The sequence below is a fragment of the Glycomyces lechevalierae genome, from assembly GCF_027622945.1.
Lineage (GTDB): Bacteria > Actinomycetota > Actinomycetes > Mycobacteriales > Micromonosporaceae > Glycomyces > Glycomyces rutgersensis.
In genome coordinates, this window is the sequence record NZ_JAPZVQ010000013.1 from 16977 (window position 1) to 32980 (window position 16004).

Genomic DNA, 16004 nt, shown 5'->3' on the forward strand with positions numbered 1-16004 from the left:
CCGCTCCACTCCCCGCCACCCCTCGCTCCACAGTGACCGAATGGCCGCGCAGTGTGCGCGTGCTCGTCGCCCTCCGTGCCCGGTTCGTCGCGGTCGCACCGGTCCCTTTGCGCCCCAAGCCACCTCCGGGGGAGGAAGGCGATCGAAATTCACGTCTCAGAGCACGTGTTGCGCACACGTCACTCCACTGTCCTCCACCAACGCTGACCAGCCGTTTCGCCACGCCCACCACGAATGCCACGCGGAAACAACCCCCAAGGGTGGGGGAGAGTGGAGTAAGGTGGGGCGCAATGGTGGGGCCATCGCCCTATCGACGCGGTCGGAGCGGCCGCGCAGCCTGAGAGTCACGGGGGGTGGCGCCGATGTTCCTCGGCACCCACAACCCGCGCCTGGACGACAAGGGCCGCGTCATCCTCCCCGCGAAGTTCAGGGAAGGACTGGCGGAAGGAGTCGTGATCACCAAGGGCCAGGAACGCTGCCTGTACGTGTTCCCCGAAGCGGAGTTCACGCGCATCGCCGAGGCGCTCCAGCAGGCCCCCATGTCCAGCAAGACCGCCCGCGCGTACAGCCGGGTGTTCTTCGCCTCCGCCCACGACGAGGTCCCGGACAAGCAGGGCCGCGTCACCATCCCCCCGCGACTGCGCGAGTACGCCGGGCTGGACCGCGACCTCGCGGTCATCGGCGCCTCGAACCGCGTCGAGATCTGGAACACCCAGACCTGGGACGACTACCTGGAGGCCTCGGAAGAGGCCTTCGCCGACATCGAAGAGGGCGACCTGCCCGAAGGACTGTAGAGAAGGAGGTGAGCGGAATGAACGCCGCGAACGCACCGCACATCCCCGTCATGCTCGACGAAGTGCTCGACTACCTCGCGCCCGCCGCCTCGCGCCCGGGAGCGATCGCCGTCGACGCCACCCTCGGCGCCGGGGGCCACACCGAGGCGCTGCTGACCGCCCACCCCGGTCTCACCGTCATCGGCGTCGACCGCGACCCGACCGCGCTCGAGCTCGCCTCCAAGCGGCTCGCCGGCTTCGGCGAGCGGTTCATCCCGGCCCGCGCCGTCTACGACGCGATCCCGGAGGTGTTGGAGGACAACGGCTTCGACCACCTCGACGCCGTCCTGTTCGACCTCGGCGTCTCCTCGATGCAGCTCGACCAGGCCGACCGCGGCTTCGCGTACAGCCAGGACGCGCGCCTCGACATGCGCATGAACCCGGACGACCGGCTCACCGCCGAGATCGTGGTGAACACCTACGCGCCGGGCGACCTCGTGCGCATCCTGCGCGAGTACGGCGAGGAGAAGTTCGCGACCCGCGTCGTCTCCAGCATCGTCAAGGCCCGCGAGAAGGCCCCGATCACCTCCAGCAGCGAGTTGGCGGACCTCGTGAAGGACGCGATCCCGGCCGCGGCCCGCCGCACCGGCGGCAACCCGGCCAAGCGCACCTTCCAGGCCCTGCGCATCGAGGTCAACGGCGAGCTCGACACCTGGGAGCGCGCGCTGCCCGCCGCGCTCGACGTGACGGCCCCCGGCGGCCGCGTCGTCGTGCTCTCGTACCACTCGCTCGAAGACCGCATCACCAAGCAGGAGTTGGCGAGACGCGCCCGCTCCAACAGCCCGGCCGGCCTCCCCGTCGACCTCCCCGGAACCGAACCCACCTTTCGACTCCTCACGAAGAAGGCCCAGCAACCGACGCAGACCGAACTCGACCGCAATCCGCGCGCGGCGCCCGCCCGGCTCCGCGCCGCGGAACGCATCGCACCGTCCACAGGAGCAGGAGGCGCACCATGAGCGACCAGTACCGTCGCGCGCAAGCCGACCCCGACGAGATCATCAAGGCCGCCCGCCGGCGGGCCCGCGCCGCGTCCTCGCGGCGCCGCGGGCTCGTGGGCGACGCCGATGAATCCGCGCCTGTGTTCGACGGCAACCTGGCCGTACAGCCCGCGACCGCGCCGGTCGAGGCGCCTCCCGTCGAGGCGCCCTCCGCGCCGCAGCGCGAGACCGTGGTGCTCCCGCGCACCCGGACCCGCACCGAGACGAAGGCCAAGCCCGCGCCCGACCCGGTCGAGGTGCCGCGCCCGGCGTTCGTCGGCGGCGTGCTCGCGCTCGTCGTGGCCGGCATCTTCGGCCTGCTCGTGCTCAACACGGTCATCAACGAGGACGCCTACCGGCTGCAGGAGCTGCGCACCCAGGCGGGTGAGCTCGACCAGACCGAGCAGGCGCTCGAGGACGAGCTGTCGAACCTCGACACGCCGGTGAACCTCCAGGCGCGCGCGCAGGAGTTCGGCATGGTGCACCCGGAGAAGGTGACCTTCCTGTACCTGCCCGGCGGTGACACCGTCGAGGTGCCCTGGAACGAGGAGTAAGGACGTCGATGACCGAATCCGACCCCCGTCGACGGCGCGACCCCTCCTCGATCAGTCGAGCCCGCCGTTACACGCCTCGCGGACGCACCGTCCGCGAGGCGGCGGACGGGGCCGAGGACAACCGGGCCCGCGAGAACGGGGCGCGCGACCGCGAGGCCGCGCGCCGCGAGCGCAACCGGAGCACGCAGCAGCACGAGACCGAGGACCTCGCGGCGCGTCGGCGCCGCGAGGCCGCGGCCCGTTCCCGCGAGCGCCGCCAGCGCGAGACCGGCGTCATCACCGAACCCCGCACCCCCGAACCGGAGGCCCGGCGCACCGGCGCGGTCCGCTCGGAACCGGCGCGTCGCACCACCGCCCGCCCCGCGCCCACTCGCCGCACCGGCCCGATCAACCCGCCGCGCCGCGGCGGCCCCCGCGGCACCGTGCGCGCGACCGGCCCGATCGAGGTCCGGCCGCTCGCGAGCCTGCCGCGCATCGGCAACCCCCGGCGGCGGCTGCGCATGGCCGCCGCCTTCGTCATGATCCTGCTGCTCGTCTCCGGCGCGCGCCTCGTGCAGCTCCAGGTCACCGACTCCGCGGCGTACGCCGCCGAGGCGCTCAACCAGCGCCTCACCACCGAACCGCTGCCCGCCGAGCGCGGCGCGATCCTCGACCGCAACGGCAACCGCCTCGCGTACTCCATCGAGGCCAACTACATCGCCGTCGACCCGGTGATGCTCAAGGGCGACCCCGCCGAGCTGGCCGCGACCCTCGCGCCGCTCCTGGCGCTGAAGTCCTCGGACGTCGAGCCGATCCTCTCCACCAAGGAGACCGCCCAGGGCGACCCGATCCGCTTCGCCTACCTGCAGCGCGGCGTCGACCTCGCCATCGGCGACGAGATCCGCGAGATGGAGAACCCGGGCCTCATCATCGGCGAGGACGAGCGCCGCGTCGTGCCCGGACACGACCTGGCCGCCAACGTCATCGGCTTCACCGGCGGCGAGGGCGACGGCCTCGGCGGCCTCGAGGCCACCTACGACGACTGGCTCTCGGGCGAGGACGGCGAGGTCTCCTACGAGCGCAGCCAGTCCGGCCAGCCGATCCCCGGCGCGTTCTACCGCGAGGAGGAGGCGGTGCCGGGCAACGACCTCCAGCTCACCATCGACGACAAGCTCCAGTTCCAGGTGCAGAACATCCTGCAGGAGACGGTGAAGGAGCACGACGCCGAGTTCGGCTCGGCGATGGTCATGGAGGTCGGCACCGGCGAGATGCTGGCGATGGCCTCGACCCCGACCTACGACGCGGCCAACCCGTTCAACGTGGACGACCCCGAGGCGTACCGCGACTACGGCACGCAGGCCACTGTGGACCCCGGTTCGATCCACAAGGCGATCGTGTTCGCCGCCGCCCTCCAGGAGGGCTGCATCAAGCCCGACGGCACCATGCCCGTCGAGCAGACGATCACCAAGGGCGACACGGTCTACAAGGACGGCTACGAGCACGGCGACGCCGTCCTCAGCCTCGCCGGGATCATCGCCCAGTCCTCGAACGTGGGCACCATCCAGCTCGCCGACTGCATCGGCCCCGAGAAGCTGTACGAGTATCAGCTGGCCTTCGGCCTCGGCAAGCCCACGGGCGTGGGCATCGAGGGCGAGGCCGCGGGCATCGTGCTCCCGCCGGATCAGTGGTCGGGCACCTCGTACGGCTCCGTGCCGATCGGCCACGAGGGCACCACCACGATCATGCAGATGGCCGCGCTGTACGGCGCGATCGCCAACGACGGCGTGTACGTCCAGCCCACGCTCATCGACCAGAAGATCGAGGCCGACGGCACCGTCGTGGAGCAGCCGGACCCGGCGACGCACCGCGTCATCTCGAAGGAGACCGCCGAGAGCCTGCAGTACCTGCTGCAAGCGCCCATCGCGGCCGAGACCGGGACGGGCCGCAACGCCCAGCTCGAGAACTACCACCTCGCCGGCAAGACCGGCACCGGCGGGCTCGTCGTCGACGGGTCCTACGCGCCCGGCAACGTGACCTCGTTCGTGGGATTCGCCCCGGCCGAGGACCCGCAGTACGTGGTGGCCGTGAGCGTCTACGTCCCCGGCGGCGGGGGCGGCGGCTCGACCACCGGCGAGGCGTTCAAGGAGATCAACGAGTTCGCCTTGGGCTACTTCGGGGTTCGCCCCGCGACCGAGCCCGCCCCGGTGTTCGACGTCTGGGGGTGACGCCGCCCCGAACTTCTCCACGAGGGGGAATCGGGGGTCGGCCCCGGGCGTTAGCATCGAAGGCGTCAAGGAAGAAGGAGCCGATTGTTTTGAACGTTGACCCTTGGGCACTGTGCGAGGTCCTGGCGGAACCGGCCGAGGCGCGGGGAGCGGTGCTGCTGCACTTCCTCGACGGGTTCATGGACGCAGGCCAAGCGGGTCGCGGGGTGGTGGACCACCTGTTCAAGACCTGCGAGCACACCCCGGTCGCGTCGTTCGACGTCGACCAGCTCATCGACTACCGGTCCCGGCGGCCCAACCTCACGTTCTCGATCGACCGCTGGTCCGACTTCGAGGCCCCGCAACTGGTCGTGTACCTGATGCGGGACGCCTCGGACAAGCCGTTCCTGCTCATGACGGGCCCCGAGCCCGACTTCGCGTGGGAACGCTTCGTGGACTCCGTGGAGGACCTGGTGGAGCACTGGCACGTGCCGCTCACCCTGGGCTTCCAGGGCATCCCGATGGGGGTGCCGCACACCCGGCCGCTCGGCATGACCGTGCACGCGACCCGGCCCGAACTCGTCTTCGACAACCGGCCGGTCTTCAACGAGGTCACGGTCCCCGGCAACGCCGCGGGCCTCCTCGAGTACCGCCTGGGCGAATCCGGCCGGGACGCGATCGGGCTCTCGGTGCACGTGCCGCACTACGTCATGCAGATGACCTACCCGGCCGCCTCCATGCGCCTCCTCGAGGGCATCCGCGAGGCCACCGGCCTCGACCTGCCCTCGGACGAGGAGCTGGAACTCGAACGCGCCCAAGTGGATTCGGACATCGCCGAGCAGGTGGCCGAGTCCGACGAGGTGGCCGACGTGGTCAAGACCCTTGAGGAGCAGTACGACTCGTTCACGGAGGCCGCCGAGGCCGACGAGATGCTCCAGGACGGCCGCATGCCGACAGCCGACGAACTCGGCGCGGCGTTCGAGCACTTCCTTGCCGAGCGCCAGCGAGGTGAGGACGACAAGTAGAGCCTTGCCGAGCGCCAGCGAGGTGAGGACGACAAGTAGAGCCTTGCCGAGCGCCAGAAGGGCGAGGACGACAAGTGAGCGCTTCGCCGGGCCGCGCCCGGCGAAGTTGCACGGCGACAAGTGAAAAGCGGGCCCGACCGGAAGGTCGGGCCCGCTTCGTCGTTCAGGGCTTACTTGTTGTGCTTGGCCTTCGAAGCGGAGCGGCCGCGTTCCTTCTGGTCGAGGACGACCTTGCGGATGCGGACGGTGTCCGGGGTGATCTCCACGCACTCGTCCTCGCGGCAGAACTCCAGGGACTGCTCGAGCGACAGCGCGCGCGGCGGGACCACGTTCTCGGTCGAGTCCGCCGAGGCGGCGCGCATGTTGGTGAGCTTCTTCTCCTTGGTGATGTTGACGTCCATGTCGTCGGAGCGAGAGTTCTCGCCGACGATCATGCCCTCGTACACCTCGGTGGTCGGGCCCACGAACAGGGTGCCGCGCTCCTGCAGGTTGATCATCGCGAAGGCGGTGACGGCCCCGGCGCGGTCGGCCACGAGCGAGCCGTTGTTGCGGGTCTTCAGCTCGCCGAACCACGGCTCGTGCTTCTCGTAGATCGAGTGCGCGATGCCGGTGCCGCGGGTCTGGGTCAGGAACTCGGTGCGGAAGCCGATGAGGCCGCGGGAGGGCACGAGCCACTCCATGCGGATCCAGCCCGAACCGTGGTTCGTCATGGTCTCCATGCGGCCCTTGCGGGTCGCCATGAGCTGGGTGATCGCGCCCAGGTGCTCCTCGGGGGAGTCGATGGTCAGGCGCTCGACCGGCTCGTGGGTCTTGCCGTCGATCTGCTTGGTGACGACCTCGGGCTTGCCGACGGTGAGCTCGAAGCCCTCGCGGCGCATCTGCTCGACCAGGATCGCGAGGGCCAGCTCGCCGCGGCCCTGCACCTCCCAGGCGTCGGGGCGCTCGGTCGGGAGGACGCGGAGTGAGACGTTGCCGACCAGTTCGCGGTCGAGGCGGTCCTTCACCAGGCGGGCGGTGACCTTGTGGCCCTTGCCGCCCTTGCCGACCAGCGGCGAGGTGTTGGTGCCGATGGTCATCGAGATCGCCGGCTCGTCGACCGTGATAAGCGGCAGGGCGATCGGGTTCTCGGGGTCGGCGAGGGTCTCGCCGATCATGATGTCCGGGATGCCCGCGATGGCGCAGATGTCGCCGGGGCCGGCCTTCTCGGCGGGCTTGCGGGTGAGCGCCTCGGTCATCATGAGCTCGGTGATGCGGACGTTCTGCTGGGTGCCGTCGCGCTTGATCCAGGTGACGGTCTGGCCCTTGCGCAGCTCGCCCTCCATGACGCGGCACAGCGCGATGCGGCCGAGGAAGTTGTCGGCGTCGAGGTTGGTGACGTGGGCCTGGAGCGGCTTCGCCTCGTCGTACTCGGGCGCGGGCACGTGCTCGATGATGGTGTCGAAGAACGGCTTGAGGCTGTCGGAGTCCTCGGGGACGGTGCCGTCCTTGGGCTTGTTCAGCGAGGCGACGCCGTCGCGGGCGCAGGCGTAGACGATCGGGAACTCGATCTGGTCCTCGTCGGCGTCCAGGTCCAGGAACAGGTCGTAGGTCTCGTTGACGACCTCGTCGATGCGGGCGTCCGGGCGGTCGGTCTTGTTGATGCACAAGATGACCGGCAGGCGCGCGGTGAGCGCCTTGCGGAGCACGAAGCGGGTCTGCGGGAGCGGACCCTCCGAGGCGTCGACCAGGAGCACGACGGCATCCACCATGGACAGACCGCGCTCGACCTCGCCGCCGAAGTCGGCGTGGCCGGGCGTGTCGATGATGTTGATGACCATCTCGGAGCCGTCGGTGTTGGCGTAGTGGACCGCGGTGTTCTTCGCGAGGATCGTGATGCCCTTCTCGCGTTCCAGGTCACCCGAGTCCATGACGCGGTCATCGACCGTGGCACCCTCGCGGAAGGCGCCCGCCTGCTTGAGCATGGCGTCGACGAGCGTGGTCTTGCCGTGGTCGACGTGGGCGACGATGGCGATGTTGCGCAGATCAGAGCGTGTAGACACGACGACCATTGTCGCCTAAGCACGAGACGGACCTGGCGTCAACCCAGGTGATCGCGGACACCTGAAATCCGGTTCCGAGGCCGAGGGTTGTTCACATTACCCCTTTCAATGACAGAAAATGCCCGCTTGCCTACGCTGCCCTATATGGGCGTATTCAAGTCATCCACCCGATACGTTATGGTTCTCGCGTTCGCAGCGGCGGCGATCCTCGTCAACGCGTCGCCGGGCCAGGCCAATATCACCGGTGCGATCATCGCCACCGAAGGCGGCACCCTCAACGTCCGCTCCGGCCCGGCCACGGACCAGAAGACCGCGGGCACCCTCGCGAACGGCGCGAACCCCGAAGTGTTCTGCATGGTCCGCGGCGAGGAGATCAGCGGCTACGTGCGCACCACCTCGACCTGGCTGCGCATCGGCAAGGACCGCTGGATCTCGAACGCCTACGTCAACTGGTCGCCGCCGCGGCCCGTGCCGTGGTGCTCGGCCGCCAGCAAGGCCGCCACCAGCGCCAGGGTCAGCACCGGCGGCGGCGAGCTCAACATCCGCGCCGCCGCGAACTCCACGTCCGGCCGGCAGGGCAGCTTCGCCGACGGCACCGTCGTCGACGTCAAATGCCAGGTCTGGGGCCAGGAGGTCGACGGCACCGCCCGCAAGACCGGGGCCTGGTACCTGATCGGCCAGAAGCGCTTCGTCTCCGCCGCGTACATCAAGTGGAGCGCGGGCGAGCCGTGGCTGCCCTGGTGCGGCCAGGCGCCGCCCACGGTCCCGCGCGGCGGCACCGCCGGCTTCATCGACGCGCAGGCCCCGGCCGCGCAGTCCAGCGACCGCGCCACCGGCGTCCCGGCCTCGGTGACCATCGCGCAGGCGATCCTCGAGTCCGGCTGGGGCAAGAGCGCCCTGGCCCGCGAGGACCACAACCTCTTCGGCATGAAGTGCTTCGGCTCGCCCGGCGACCACGCCATCGGCTGCCGCGACTACGCCACCTTCGAGTGCAGCCCGATCGGCGGCTGCTTCGACATGGACGCGACCTTCCGGGCCTACGCGAACGTCGCCGACTCCTACCGCGACCACGGCGACCTGCTCGCGAACTGGTCCAGGTACGCCACTGCCATGGACCACGCGGACGACCCGAAGCGCTTCGCCCGCGAGATCCACAAGGCCGGCTACGCGACCGACCCGCAGTACGCCGACAAGCTCATCGGGATCATGGACGACTACGACCTGTACCGGTTCGACTGAGCCGGCCCGCACGACTTGATTCCTGCCGACGAAGGCGGGTCCGGTCCCCGACGCACCGCGTGGACCGGGCCCGCTTTCGTTCGTGTATCGGGTGAGTGAAAGGTCACATCGGGCGGCGAATCCGCACGCCGCGGAGGGGTAGCCTCGTAGGGCGGCCCGCGTTCGAACAGCGGGGCTCCCAGAACTGTCGGACCCGAACGTTAGATTCCCACCGTGGCCAACGAGCACCTTCACATCGACAAGAACCAGCGCGATTCCTCTGACCGGCATGCGGCCGGCACCATCGTGGTGCGCGGCGCGCGCGAGCACAACCTCAAGGACGTCGACCTCGACCTCCCGCGGGACTCGCTCATCGTCTTCACCGGCCTGTCCGGTTCCGGCAAGTCCTCCCTCGCGTTCGACACGATCTTCGCGGAGGGCCAGCGCCGCTACGTCGAATCGCTCTCGGCCTACGCCCGCCAGTTCCTCGGCCAGATGGACAAGCCCGACGTCGACTTCATCGAGGGCCTGTCCCCGGCGGTGTCGATCGACCAGAAGTCCACCTCCCGCAACCCGCGGTCGACGGTGGGCACCATCACCGAGATCTACGACTACCTGCGGCTCCTGTACGCCCGCGTCGGCGTCCCGCACTGCCCGCAGTGCGGCGAGGCGATCGTCTCCCAGTCGCCGCAGCAGATCACCGACCAGATCATGGCCATGCCCGAGGGCACCCGCTTCCAGGTCCTGGCGCCGGTGGTGCGCAAGCGCAAGGGCGAGTTCGTGGACCTCTTCGGCGACCTCCAGCAGCAGGGCTACGCCCGCGCCCGGGTCGACGGCGAGGTGTACGCCCTCACCGACGCGCCGAAGCTGAAGAAGCAGGAGAAGCACGACATCGAGGTGGTCGTCGACCGCCTCGCCGTCAAGGACTCCGCCGTCCAGCGCGTCACGGACTCGGTCGAGTCGGCGCTCGCCCTGGCCGACGGGGTCGTGGTGCTCGACTTCGTCGACGTCGCCGAGGACGACCCGAACCGCACGCGCCGCTTCTCCGAGAAGCTCGCCTGCCCGAACGACCACCCGCTCTCCCTCGACGAGCTCGAACCGCGCACGTTCTCGTTCAACGCGCCGTTCGGCGCGTGCCCGGTGTGCCACGGCCTGGGCGTGCGCAAGGAGGTCGACCCCGACCTCGTCATCCGCGACCAGGAGTCGAGCGTCCGCGACGGGGCCCTCGCGCCCTGGTCCTCGGTGGGCATGGGGGACTACTTCCTCTTCCAGATCGTCGCGCTCGGCGAGGCGGTCGGCTTCGACGTCGACACGCCCTGGGCGGACCTGCCCGACCGGGCGCAGAAGGCGATCCTCTACGGCTACGGGGAGACCCTGCAGGTCTCCTACCGCAACAAGCGCGGCCAGCGCCGCTCCTACGAGACGCGCTTCGAGGGCGTCGTGCCGTGGGTCGAGCGCCGCCACCACGAGACGGACTCGGAGTGGACGCGCGAGAAGTACGAGCAGTTCATGCGGGAGATCCCGTGCTCGACGTGCGAGGGGACCCGGTTGAAGCCGGAGGTCCTGGCCGTCACCGTGGAGGGCCTGTCCATCCACGAGGTCTGCACGCTCTCGGTCGCGGACTGCGCGGTGTTCTTCGACGGCCTGCAGCTCTCGAACCGCGACTCGATCATCGCCGCGCCGATCGTCAAGGAGGTCAAGGCCCGCCTGCAGTTCCTGCTCGACGTCGGCCTGGACTACCTGACTCTGGCGCGCGCCGCCGGGAGCCTCTCGGGCGGCGAGGCGCAGCGCATCCGCCTGGCCACGCAGATCGGCGCCGGTCTCGTGGGCGTGCTCTACGTGCTGGACGAGCCGTCGATCGGTCTGCACCAGCGGGACAACAACCGGCTCATCGCGACCCTGGAGCGGTTGCGGGACCTGGGGAACACGCTCATCGTGGTCGAGCACGACGAGGACACGATCCGCGTCGCCGACCACATCGTCGACATCGGCCCGGGCGCGGGCGAGCACGGCGGGCACGTCATCTACTCCGGTCCCGTCGCCGGCCTCACCGAGGCCGAGGGCTCGATCACGGGCGACTACGTGTCCGGCCGCAAGCACATCCCGGTGCCCGACAAGCGCCGCCCGGCCGATCACGGCCGCGAGCTGGTCGTCAAGGGCGCCAGGGAGAACAACCTCAAGGGCATCGACGCGGTCTTCCCGATGGGCTGCCTCGTCTCGGTGACGGGCGTGTCCGGTTCGGGCAAGTCGACGCTCGTGAACGAGATCCTCTACAACACGCTCGCCGCCGAGGTGAACGGCGCGAAGATCGTCGCCGGTCGGCACCGCACCATCACCGGCATCGACGGGGTCGACAAGGTCGTGGGCGTCGATCAGTCGCCGATCGGGCGCACCCCGCGCTCGAACCCGGCCACGTACACGGGCGTGTTCGACAAGGTCCGCAAGCTCTTCTCGGGCACGCCCGAAGCGAAGGTGCGCGGCTGGGGCCCGGGCCGGTTCTCCTTCAACGTCAAGGGCGGCCGCTGCGAGGCGTGCAGCGGCGACGGCACGCTGAAGATCGAGATGAACTTCCTGCCGGACGTGTACGTGCCGTGCGAGGAGTGCGGCGGCGCCCGCTACAACCGGGACACGTTGAAGGTGCACTACCGGGGCAAGACCATCTCGGACGTGCTCGACATGCCGATCGAGGAGGCCGCGGACTTCTTCGAGCCGATCCAGACGATCCACCGGCACCTGAAGACGCTCAACGACGTGGGCCTGGGCTACGTGCGGCTGGGCCAGCCCGCCCCGACCCTGTCGGGCGGCGAGGCGCAGCGCGTCAAACTCGCCTCGGAGCTGCAGAAGCGCTCGACCGGCAAGACCGTGTACATCCTGGACGAGCCGACCACGGGCCTCCACTTCGAGGACGTGCGCAAGCTCCTCGGCGTGCTCGACGGTTTGGTGGACAAGGGGAACACGGTCATCACGATCGAGCACAACCTCGAGGTCATCAAGTGCTCGGACTGGGTCATCGACCTCGGCCCGGAGGGCGGCGACAAGGGCGGCACGCTCGTGGCGGCCGGCACCCCGGAGGAGGTCGCGGCGATCGCGGCGAGCCACACCGGCGCGTACCTGCGGCCGCTGCTCGGCCTGGACGGCAAGGGCAAGACCGACGGCGCGGCCGCGCGAAGGGCCAAGGCGGGCAACGGACGCAAGGCGCCCGCCAAGCGATAGCGCGAGGGGCGCAAGGAAAACGACGTGTGCGAGCGACGCGGCCGAACCCGGCCGCGTCGCTCCCGTATTCGGCCGCAAGGGAATGCGAGCATCGCACCGTGCTCTTCCCCGGTGCTCTCTATATCGGCGCGGCCACGGCCGCCCTCCTCGCGGGTCCAGGCCTCGGCCGCTGCGTCGCCCTGGCGACCGACCGCCATCCCGACCCGCGCCTCGTCAAACTCGTCTGCCTCGGCGCGGCCCTCCTGATCGCCTGGCGCGCAGACGGACTGCTGCACGGCTTCGCGCTCGGCACGGTCGCCCTGGTCGGCATCGCGGCCGGCTGGATCGACGTCTACCAGCGGCGGCTGCCCGATGTGCTCATCCTGCCCGCGTACCCGCTCGCGGGAGCGCTCCTCATCGCCACGGGCGATCCGGACACCCTGCTGCGGGCCGTGGCCTGCGCCGCGATCGCCATGGCGCTGTACGGCATCGGCTGCGCGACCGGCCAGGTCGGCTTCGGGGACGTGAAGTTGGCGGGGCTGCTCGGGCTCGTGACCGGTTGGGCCGGTTGGGAGGCGGCGGTGCTGGCGTTCGCGATGACCGCGGTCGCGGGCGGGCTGCAGGCGGCGGCGGTGGTCGCCATGGGCCGGAAGGACTTCCCGTACGGGCCGGCGATGCTCGCGGGCGCGGCGTCGGCGATCGCGGTGGAGCCGTGGCTGGGGCTGTGAACCCGAGCGTCCGATGCGAAATCGCCACGCACGGGTGAAGCCGGGTCCGGAATCCGGTGGGTTTCCCGATTCTCCTATTGGGACTCCGCTCGGTGGTTATATTCGTGGCCGACCCAGCACCAAAGGGTCAAGAACGACACCGAGTACTGAGAGGTGACAGTGATTCGCTTTATCGCAAAGACCGCGGTCGCGGCGGCCGCGGCCGGCATCATGGCCGCGGGCATGGCGGCGCCGGCCATCGCGGCCGAGACCACTGCTCCCGTGGTCGAGGGCAGCTACGAGTACGACCCGCAGGACTTCGGCGGGGTGAACTTCCTGTCGAACCTGTGCATCGGCAACTGGAGCGGCGACGTCATCAGCCTGCTCAACGTCGCCAAGAGCGACGTGACCGACCTGTGCAACGGCTGGGACCAGAACCCGAACGGCGTCAACGTCGCCTCGAACATCTGCGCGCTCAACTGGGACTGGAGCAACGCCGGCAGCCTCGGCCTGCTCGGTACCTCGGATGTCGACAAGGTCTGCAACTGGGCGAAGCACCAGAAGCCGGCCAACAGCTAGCCGCCGAGCGGCTTCCGCAGACACGCCTCGGGGCGGCCACCGTGATCCGGTGGCCGCCCCGTCGGCGTTCTAGGCCGCCGAGCAGGTCACCGACGCGGGCGCGACTGCGGTGCGGGCGTCCTTGGCGCCGATGAACCCGAAGGTGAACGTGCGGCCCGGCTTGAGCTCCTGGCCGCCGGCGATGTCCGTGGCGGTCACGGTGTGGCCGTCCCGGGTCAGCGCCACGCTCCAGGAGTTCACGATGGACTGGCCGGTGGGCAGCGCCCACTTGAGCGAGAGGTCCTGCAGCGGTTCGTCACCGGTGTTGGTGACGACGATCTGCGCGTTGAACCCGCCCGGCCACTGGCCGTTGATGAGGTACTGGACCTCGCACGACGGGGTCGCCGCGGCGGTCCCGGCCTGCTCGGCCGCGAAGGTCGCGATCTGCGCGAGCGGGGCGTTCCAGTTGATCGTCAGCTCGTTGGTCGACCACGACCCGATGTCGTCGATGTAGCACCGCTGCGGCGCGCAGCCGGTGAGCCAGCGCTGCGCGACCGGGTCCCAGGTGCCGGTGACGGAGTTCGGGCCGCCCGCGAGCGTCCCGGCCGGCGGGTTCGGCAGGTTCGGGTCGAGCTGGTTGGCGAACCAGCGGCTGTGCATGTTGTGCGAGTCGTGCGAGCCGTAGCCGGTGACATAGGAGTTGCCGAGGGCGTTGCGGCCCAGGATGTAGTCGAGGCCGGTGAGCACGCCGTCGCGGTACTTCGCCTCGCCCGTCAGGTCGAAGGCGGTGGCGACGACGACGAGCTCGTTGAGGACCGCGCTGTTGGAGCCCCAGTCGAAGGTGCCGGAAGAGCCGTAGGACAGGCCCCACGGGCTCGCGGCCTGCAGGTCCAGGTAGCCGTCGGCGCCGGCGACGACCTGGGTGACGATCTCGTCGCGGCCCGGGAGTGCGTTCGGCACCAGGGCCAGGTCGAGCTTGGCGAGGCCGGCGACGCCGCCCCAGTAGAAGGCGCCGGGGCCGAAGGAGTCGGCCTCGTGCACCTTCGAGGCGAGCAGGTAGTCCTCATAGGACTTGGTACCGGTGGTGAGGAACAGTTCCGCCGCGGCCCAGTAGAACTCGTCGCTGACGTCGGAGTCGCCGTAGGGGCCGCCGCCGTCGGGGCTGGTGTCGGGAGCGTAGAGGTCGGGGTGCGCGAGCGCGGCCTGCCAGGCGGTCTCGGCCGCTTCGAGGCATTCGGCGGCGAAGTCGGCGTCGTAGGGCTCGAAGAGGCGCGCGGCCTGCGCGGCGGCCGCGGCGAGGTTCAGGGTCGCGGCGGTCGACGGCGGCTGCAGGTAGCGCGGCTGCGGGTCGTCGGCCGGCATGAGCGGCAGGCCGGTCCACTTCTCGTCGTGGATCTTGTGGTGGGCCATGCCCGCGAGCTCCTCACTGGCGGGGACCTGCATGGCGAGCAGGAATTCGACCTCCCAGCGGGCCTCGTCGAGGACGTCGGGGACGCCGTCGCCGTGCTCGGGGATGCGCAGGCTGCCGTCGCCGAGGCGGCCGGTGTCGCCGGTGGGGGCGTTGAGGGCGCGCTCGTAGACGGACATGAGCTGGGCGACGGAGATGCCGCCGTTGACGACGTACTTGCCGTGGTCGCCGGCGTCGTACCAGCCGCCGGTCACGTCCAGTGCGTAATCGCAGGCGTTCGCGGGGCAGGTCACGGCCCCGTCGCCCTGGTTCGGCGCGGTGTCCACGTGCCCGGCCTCGCGGCCGTATCCGGGTGCGATGGCGTCGTCGATCGCGATCCCCGAGCGCATCGGGTAGTAGAAGGACATCGCGTCGACCGCCAAGTCCCCGTACGGGTTCCCGCCGATGGCGAACGGGTAGGAGGTCTCGCCGTCGGCGGTGAGGGTGAAGCCCTCGCCGGTGGCGGACGCGTCGGAGAAGTCGATGACGTGCACGGACTCGCCCGAGGTGGACTCCTCGCCGTGCGGCTGCGAGTCGCCTTCGGCCACAAGCGTTCCGGCGGCGTCGTGGAGCTGCCAGGGGACGGGGTCGGCCGCGTCGGTGACGAGGGTGGCCCGCTTGGGCCCGTCGGGGAGGTACCCGACCTGGTTCACCCGCACGCGCGGCCCGGTGTCGGGCTCGTACACGGGCGGTTCGGCTCCGGTGAGCAACTGGACCTCCGATATGCAGAACTGCCACGGCTCGGCGTGGCGGCCGATCTGGAACGCGAGCTGCGCGTCGGTCCAGTCGGCGTTGGCGGTGAAGGCGTAGCTGAAGTCCTGGGCCTCGCTGGAGAGCACCGGGAACTCCTCGACCGCGGTCGGCCACGGGTCGACCGGGCGCTGCACGAGCGCGCGGACGCTGACGTCGGCGGTGGCGCGGGCGGTGAAGCGCAGTTCGTAGGATTCGCCGGTGACCAGCGGCAGGCCGTCCTGGCCGACGATGGCGTCCCAGGCGTTGGCGGTGCCGCCGGGCACGTCGACGCACCATTCGCCGTCGGCCACGGCGCCGGTGAGGTTGGCCGTGGTCCACCAGCCGGTGGTGCCGGAGGCGAAGTCGCCGTTGGTGATGAGGTCGGTGGGCTCCTCGTCCTGGGCCTGCGCTGCGGGCGCCGCGCCGGCGGCGCCGATGGCCAGGGCGGTGAGTACGGCGACGCCGAGGCGTCTCCTGCGAAGTGCGGTTCGCGGCATGGCGGAGTGCCCTCCAAGATTGGGGTTGGGAGCGATACCACC

At 70.3% G+C, this 16004-nt stretch carries 11 protein-coding genes; 9 read left to right on the forward strand and 2 right to left on the reverse strand.

Annotation, left to right across the window (positions count from 1 at the left end):
• Nucleotides 1–362 precede the first annotated feature (362 nt).
• The 5 genes from mraZ (at nt 363) to O2L01_RS18665 (ending at nt 5572) form a co-directional block, all read left to right on the forward strand.
• A complete protein-coding gene (gene mraZ / locus O2L01_RS18645; protein WP_270123649.1) occupies nt 363–794 on the forward strand; it encodes a division/cell wall cluster transcriptional repressor MraZ in 432 nt (143 codons plus the stop codon).
• 17 nt (nt 795–811) lie between these two features.
• Nucleotides 812–1789: a 16S rRNA (cytosine(1402)-N(4))-methyltransferase RsmH gene (gene rsmH / locus O2L01_RS18650; protein WP_270123522.1), complete on the forward strand. Its 978-nt coding sequence runs from the start codon at nt 812–814 to the stop codon at nt 1787–1789.
• On the forward strand, nt 1786–2364 hold the full coding sequence (gene ftsL, locus O2L01_RS18655; RefSeq protein ID WP_270123523.1) for a cell division protein FtsL: 579 nt from the start codon (nt 1786–1788) through the stop codon (nt 2362–2364). The genes rsmH and ftsL overlap by 4 nt, the downstream gene beginning before the upstream one ends.
• 8 nt (nt 2365–2372) lie before the next feature.
• The gene (locus O2L01_RS18660; RefSeq protein WP_270123524.1) at nt 2373–4568 is read left to right on the forward strand and encodes a peptidoglycan D,D-transpeptidase FtsI family protein; all 2196 of its coding nucleotides are present in this window, start codon (nt 2373–2375) and stop codon (nt 4566–4568) included.
• Between the two features lie 89 nt (nt 4569–4657).
• The gene (locus O2L01_RS18665; protein WP_270123525.1) at nt 4658–5572 is read left to right on the forward strand and encodes a proteasome assembly chaperone family protein; all 915 of its coding nucleotides are present in this window, start codon (nt 4658–4660) and stop codon (nt 5570–5572) included.
• Nucleotides 5573–5742: 170 nt separating this feature from the next.
• Here O2L01_RS18665 and typA read toward each other — a convergent pair whose 3' ends face one another.
• Nucleotides 5743–7611, reverse strand: coding sequence for a translational GTPase TypA (gene typA, locus O2L01_RS18670; RefSeq protein ID WP_270123526.1), 1869 nt, complete (start codon nt 7609–7611; stop codon nt 5743–5745).
• 177 nt (nt 7612–7788) lie between these two features.
• Between typA and gsmA the strand changes: the two genes are divergently transcribed.
• The 4 genes from gsmA (at nt 7789) to O2L01_RS18690 (ending at nt 13307) form a co-directional block, all read left to right on the forward strand.
• On the forward strand, nt 7789–8850 hold the full coding sequence (gene gsmA, locus O2L01_RS18675; protein ID WP_270123527.1) for a sporangiospore maturation cell wall hydrolase GsmA: 1062 nt from the start codon (nt 7789–7791) through the stop codon (nt 8848–8850).
• A 234-nt stretch (nt 8851–9084) separates the two neighbouring features.
• On the forward strand, nt 9085–12042 hold the full coding sequence (gene uvrA / locus O2L01_RS18680; RefSeq protein WP_374727659.1) for an excinuclease ABC subunit UvrA: 2958 nt from the start codon (nt 9085–9087) through the stop codon (nt 12040–12042).
• A gap of 26 nt (nt 12043–12068) precedes the next feature.
• Nucleotides 12069–12749 carry a prepilin peptidase gene (locus O2L01_RS18685; RefSeq protein WP_270123529.1) on the forward strand — a complete coding sequence of 227 codons (681 nt, stop codon included), beginning with the start codon at nt 12069–12071 and terminating at the stop codon, nt 12747–12749.
• Nucleotides 12750–12908: 159 nt separating this feature from the next.
• Nucleotides 12909–13307: a hypothetical protein gene (locus tag O2L01_RS18690; protein WP_270123530.1), complete on the forward strand. Its 399-nt coding sequence runs from the start codon at nt 12909–12911 to the stop codon at nt 13305–13307.
• Nucleotides 13308–13376: 69 nt separating this feature from the next.
• Here the strand turns inward: O2L01_RS18690 and O2L01_RS18695 are convergent, their stop codons facing one another.
• Nucleotides 13377–15962 (reverse strand): glycoside hydrolase family 9 protein, encoded by a 2586-nt coding sequence (locus O2L01_RS18695; protein WP_270123531.1) that lies wholly within the window; start codon nt 15960–15962, stop codon nt 13377–13379.
• Between the last annotated feature and the right edge of the window lie 42 nt (nt 15963–16004).